This is a genomic window from Cellvibrio sp. (genome assembly GCF_053579595.1).
Genome location: NZ_JBRFPI010000345.1, coordinates 1 through 4,948, shown reverse-complemented (window position 1 = coordinate 4,948; position 4,948 = coordinate 1). Strand labels below are relative to the sequence as shown.

General features: G+C 48.2%; 5 protein-coding genes. All 5 read right to left on the bottom strand.

The window, feature by feature from the left end; all coding sequences use genetic code 11:
* A partial coding sequence (locus ACWA6V_RS17280; RefSeq protein ID WP_449523657.1) for a TonB-dependent receptor plug domain-containing protein occupies positions 1-334 on the bottom strand: 334 nt, incomplete at its 3' end.
* 219 nt (positions 335-553) lie between these two features.
* Positions 554-1,453 carry an ethanolamine ammonia-lyase subunit EutC gene (eutC, locus tag ACWA6V_RS17275; RefSeq protein ID WP_449523656.1) on the bottom strand — a complete coding sequence of 300 codons (900 nt, stop codon included), beginning with the start codon at positions 1,451-1,453 and terminating at the stop codon, positions 554-556.
* On the bottom strand, positions 1,354-2,742 hold the full coding sequence (locus ACWA6V_RS17270; RefSeq protein ID WP_449523655.1) for an ethanolamine ammonia-lyase subunit EutB: 1,389 nt from the start codon (positions 2,740-2,742) through the stop codon (positions 1,354-1,356). The genes eutC and ACWA6V_RS17270 overlap by 100 nt, the downstream gene beginning before the upstream one ends.
* Positions 2,743-2,825: 83 nt before the next feature.
* Positions 2,826-4,190 carry an ethanolamine permease gene (eat, locus tag ACWA6V_RS17265; RefSeq protein ID WP_449523654.1) on the bottom strand — a complete coding sequence of 455 codons (1,365 nt, stop codon included), beginning with the start codon at positions 4,188-4,190 and terminating at the stop codon, positions 2,826-2,828.
* Between the two features lie 442 nt (positions 4,191-4,632).
* Positions 4,633-4,948, bottom strand: a 316-nt coding sequence (locus ACWA6V_RS17260) for a hypothetical protein (RefSeq protein WP_449523653.1), incomplete at its 5' end; no start/stop codon positions are given.

Below are 4,948 nucleotides of genomic sequence, written 5' to 3'. Positions count from 1 at the left end.
CGAGCATGCCACGCATACCGCGGATCGAAATCTGGCTGCCATTGCGGCGGTCGCGGTCTTGCGCCAGGCCGGGCAGGCGTTTTAGTGAGTCACTTATAGATACATCGGGCAATTGGCCGATGTCTTCGGCAGAAATCGCCTCTACCACACTTGCCGAGTTGCGTTTGATTTCGGCGGCAGTTTGCAGGCTTTTCAGGAACTTACCGGTAACGACAACTTCTTCGACCAAATCTTCCTGACTAGCGGTGCTCTGCGCTGCGGCAATGGGGGCTAACAGGCTCACGGCAACAAAAAGACTGGTGCGCACGAACGTATTCGATGGGGTGTGTTTCATGGTTTCTCTCTCGTTTGTTATATATATCATATTTATAGGCTTAATTTTCACTTATCAGTTAACAGCTGTCAAGAGGAAACCGCGTTCGTCTAATTATATGATTAGTTCTAAGTAAGAGTTTTGCCCCTGGGGGGGCTGTAGTGGGGATAAGTACGGCGGAAGGGTATTGTCGAGAATACTGGAGTTGATACTGATGAGAAGCGAGCGACAGTCTAACGTTTATTCTTTTTCTACCAGTAATACTGGCGCAGCCGCAATAAATCCGCCGGTATCACTTTCATCTTTTAACGCAACGCCCGAGCATTGCATGCGCGTTGCCGCTTCGCATAACCACATTAATTTTTTCGCAGCAGCGGCGTGAACCAGACCTTCGGGGCGCACATTGGAAATGCAATTGCGATCGGCATCCGTGCAGCCGACTTTGGCGTTATAGGTGAGGTAAACACCGAGGCTATCGGGCGAACTTAATCCTGGTCGCTCCCCTATCAGCATGGCCACCATGCGCGCGTTTAATAATTCGCTGACTTCATCTGCCAGTGCAACCCGCGCTTGTTGGGCGATCACAATTGGGCCTAACGTCCAGTGTGATGGAATTTGTAATTGAATTTCGGCGATAAGTTTTGCTGCCTGTTGGGTAACTGCCATAGAGGAAAGGCCATCGCCAACAACCAATAATAAATCGATGGGCTTTTCGGAATGGTGTTGTCGGGAATAATCTTTCAAAAAAGAAACGCTCGCTTCATCCAGTCGCCGTCCAAAATCCGGGCGCAATAAATAGCTATGGCGATCAGTCGCGCGGCTGTGAACTTGTAAGGTTTTTAATCCTTGGGCATGCAATTGATCAGCAAGCGAATTTACATTCAATGCAAGATGCACCGCGTCGCGTGCCATCGCATGGGCGCAACTAAAATCCAACACGGCTTTAGTCGTTAAGCTGCTACCAGTGCGCCCGAGTGCGATGCGCGCTTGGGTGAATTGTTTTAAATCCTGCCAGGGGTCATCAACACTAATTGGCGTTGTTACGCCAACTTGCTGGGGAATTGTTGCAAGAGTGGATGCTGTTGGCTGATGGGTCGCACTTGTCCCGCTGCGTCCATGATGTTCATTTTCTTGAGCCATTGTTCAAACTCCGGCGCGGCTTTTAAGCCGAGAATTTTACGCAAATAGAGCGTGTCGTGAAACGACGTGGTTTGGTAATTCAGCATAATGTCATCAGCACCGGGGATGCCCATTAAAAAAGTCAGCCCTGCGTTGGCGAGCAATGTCATTAATGTATCCATATCATCCTGATCGGCTTCGGCGTGATTGGTGTAACACACGTCGCAACCGAGCGGTACGCCCAATAATTTTCCGCAGAAATGATCTTCTAATCCCGCACGAATAATTTGTTTGCCATCGTATAAATATTCCGGGCCGATAAAACCGACCACTGTATTGGTAAGCAGCGGTGATAAATGCCGTGCAATCGCATATGCGCGCGCTTCGCAGGTTTGCTGGTCAACGCCGTGATTTGCATTGGCCGACAATGCCGAGCCTTGGCCCGTTTCAAAATACATCACGTTGTCGCCAATGGTGCCGCGCTTGAGTGAGCGTGCCGCGTCGCGCGCTTCTGCTAATAGCGTGATATCAATACCAAAACTTTTATTCGCCAATTCAGTGCCAGCGATAGATTGAAAAACCAAATCTACCGGTGCGCCTTTTTCAATCAACTGGATCTGGTTGGTCACATGGGTGAGGATGCAGGACTGCGTAGGAATTTCAAATTGCTGGATTACGCCATCAACTAAATGATACAGCTCCATCAGCGCTGATAAATTATCAGTCGCGGGATTAATCCCAATCACTGCGTCGCCTGATCCGTACAGCAAACCATCAATTAATGACGCCGCAATGCCGCGTGGATCATCGGTCGGGTGATTAGGTTGCAAGCGCGCAGAAATATGGCCTGGCAGGCCGATAGTATTGCGAAAACGGGTGATCACCGAACATTTTTTAGCGGCCAGAATTAAATCCTGGTTGCGCATTAATTTACTTACCGCAGCGGCCATCTCCGGGGTAATACCGGGTGCAACGCGTGCGAGTGTTTCGGTGGTGGCAATATCGGATAACAGCCAATTGCGAAAATCCGCAACAGTCAGGTGACTGATTTCGGAAAAGGCTTTTTTATCGTGTGTGTCGATAATCAAGCGCGTGACTTCATCGCTCTCATAGGGAATTAATAATTCTTGCAGGAACTGTGCGAGCGGTACTTCAGCTAAACACATGCGCGCGGCCATGCGCTCCACATAAGTCGTTGCTGCAACGCCGGCGAGGTAATCGCCGGAGCGCGCAGGAGAGGCTTTCGCCATTACCTCTTTTAAATCCCGAAACTCATAGGTTTGTAAACCCAGAGTGTATTTGTATTGCATATTGCGACCCGTATTTATAGATGCATTTGCTTGAGCCAGATGGCTCAAGCTTAGCAGATCTTTTTTTTGCGATCCTCAGGCAATTACACCGATGTTGCAATTGCATTATCCGAAGATGCATCGCGCTTCCCTTGGGTCATGCTGAAATACGCGAACGCCAGCGCCATCAACACCACAAAAAGTAAAGCCAGTTGTGGATTAAAATAAATCATGGTGACTAAACAAATAATTGCCAAACCGAGCGCAATGGCAGGGAAAGCAGGGTAGGCAATGGCGATAAACGGGCGATCCAGATTCGGTTCTTTTTTACGCAGTGCAAATAAGCTCATCATGGATACTATGTACATCACAATCGCGCCAAACACGGCCATGGTAATCAGGTTGGCGGTGAGCGTCATACCATTAAATTGTAAATCGTCGCTCATGATAGCGATGATACCCACTACTGCACCCGCAATAATGGCGCGGTGTGGTGTTTTGAATTTTTCGTTCACAACTGAAAAATAGGTGGGCATATAACCGGCGCGCGCCAGCGCAAAAATTTGGCGTGAATAACCGAGAATAATACCGTGAAAGGAAGCGACCAAACCGAATAACCCAATCCACACTAACATGTGCAACCAATTACTGTTTTCGCCTACAATCACTTTCATTGCTTGCGGTAAAGGATCATTGATATTAGAAAGAGTACGCCAATCGCCTACGCCGCCTGCAAATACCATCACGCCCATTGCGAGCACAACCAGCGTTAAAATGCCTGCGATATAGGCGCGGGGAATAGTGCGGCGCGGGTCTTTTGCTTCTTCTGCGGCCATAGCCACACCTTCAATCGCAAGGAAAAACCAGATCGCAAATGGAATCGCGGCGACTATGCCGGTGATGGCACCAGCACTGAATTCTGTTTCACCTGCCCAACCGTTGGCGACAAAATTGGAGATGGAGAATCCGGGTGCTACTACGCCCATAAATACCAGCAATTCAAAAATCGCCAGAACGACAACAAATAATTCAAAGGTCGCGGCGATACGCACACCGACAATATTTAAACCCACAAAAATAGCGTAAGCACAGATCGCAAAGGTTTTTGGATTCACCTCGGGAAATTGCACATTTAAATAAGCCCCAATCGCCATTGCAATCGCGGGTGGTGCAAATACAAATTCAATCAGCGTTGCAAAGCCTGCGACAAATGCCATCTTGGGGCCAAAGGCGCGGCGCGCGTAAGCGAAAGGCCCACCAGCGTGGGGAATTGCAGTCGATAATTCGGTGAAGCTAAAAATAAATGTGGTGTACATAATTGCGATCATTACGGTAGTCACTAAAAAGCCGAGCGTGCCCGCTTTATCCCACCCATAACTCCAGCCAAAATATTCACCAGAAATCACCAGCCCAACTGCTAGCCCCCAGAGGTGCCACGCATTTAAAGAACTCTTCAGACTTGTACTCATCGCTACGCCCTCTGTATCTGTTTATGGATTACTTTGTGGATTGTACGATCATGGATGTATCCCTGTTGCGGGAACCATAGAAGGGCATTCAGCAGGATTCGTACCAGCGATATAAAAGGTGAAAAAAACGCGGGATAAGTGTGTGGGGTTTAAATGTTGACTAGCTGCTAAGTATTTGAATAACCATTAATTAGTACAGTTTTAATACCTGCACTTTTTTGCCGTCATAAATTCTTCACAAAAAAGCTGGCCAATTGCGACAACTTTTTATGCTGCACAAGTGGTCAGGTATTTGATTGGTGAACTGACAAGTGGCACCAAAATAGCGCTTTATAGTTTGTTCGTCATACCTGCGAACGCACGTATTCAGCGTCAAATTTTATTGATGCCTCTGGATACTCGCGTTCGCGGGTATGACGATAAGTTTTATTTCGGAGAATTCCTAGATTCCCACCATTTTTTCCAACACTTGGGTTTTTTGTTCACCCTGCGCTTGGTTAAATGCCGCGCCTGCCAGTTCCGCACTGGCGATGCGTTTACGTGGGTTGAGGTGGATAATTTGCAAAATCAATCGACGTACTTTGGCGGGCGCTTTGCGCAAACGCCACACATTTTTCCAGCCCCATAAATCTGGTACCGGCAATTTTCCAGTGAATAATTGGAATAGTATCGCCCCTAACGCGTAAACATCCGCACCGGTGGAGGCAGGTTCGTTGGCGGGTTGATACCAGTGAGTGCCATCGCCATAACTGTGTGCG

What these genes read in the sequence shown, in the direction of transcription:
- ACWA6V_RS17270 (WP_449523655.1), bottom strand. Translation starts at nt 2,742, where the DNA reads ATGCAATACAAATACACTCTGGGTTTACAAACCTATGAGTTTCGGGAT.
- eutC (WP_449523656.1), bottom strand. Translation starts at nt 1,453, where the DNA reads ATGGCTCAAGAAAATGAACATCATGGACGCAGCGGGACAAGTGCGACC.
- eat (WP_449523654.1), bottom strand. Translation starts at nt 4,190, where the DNA reads ATGAGTACAAGTCTGAAGAGTTCTTTAAATGCGTGGCACCTCTGGGGG.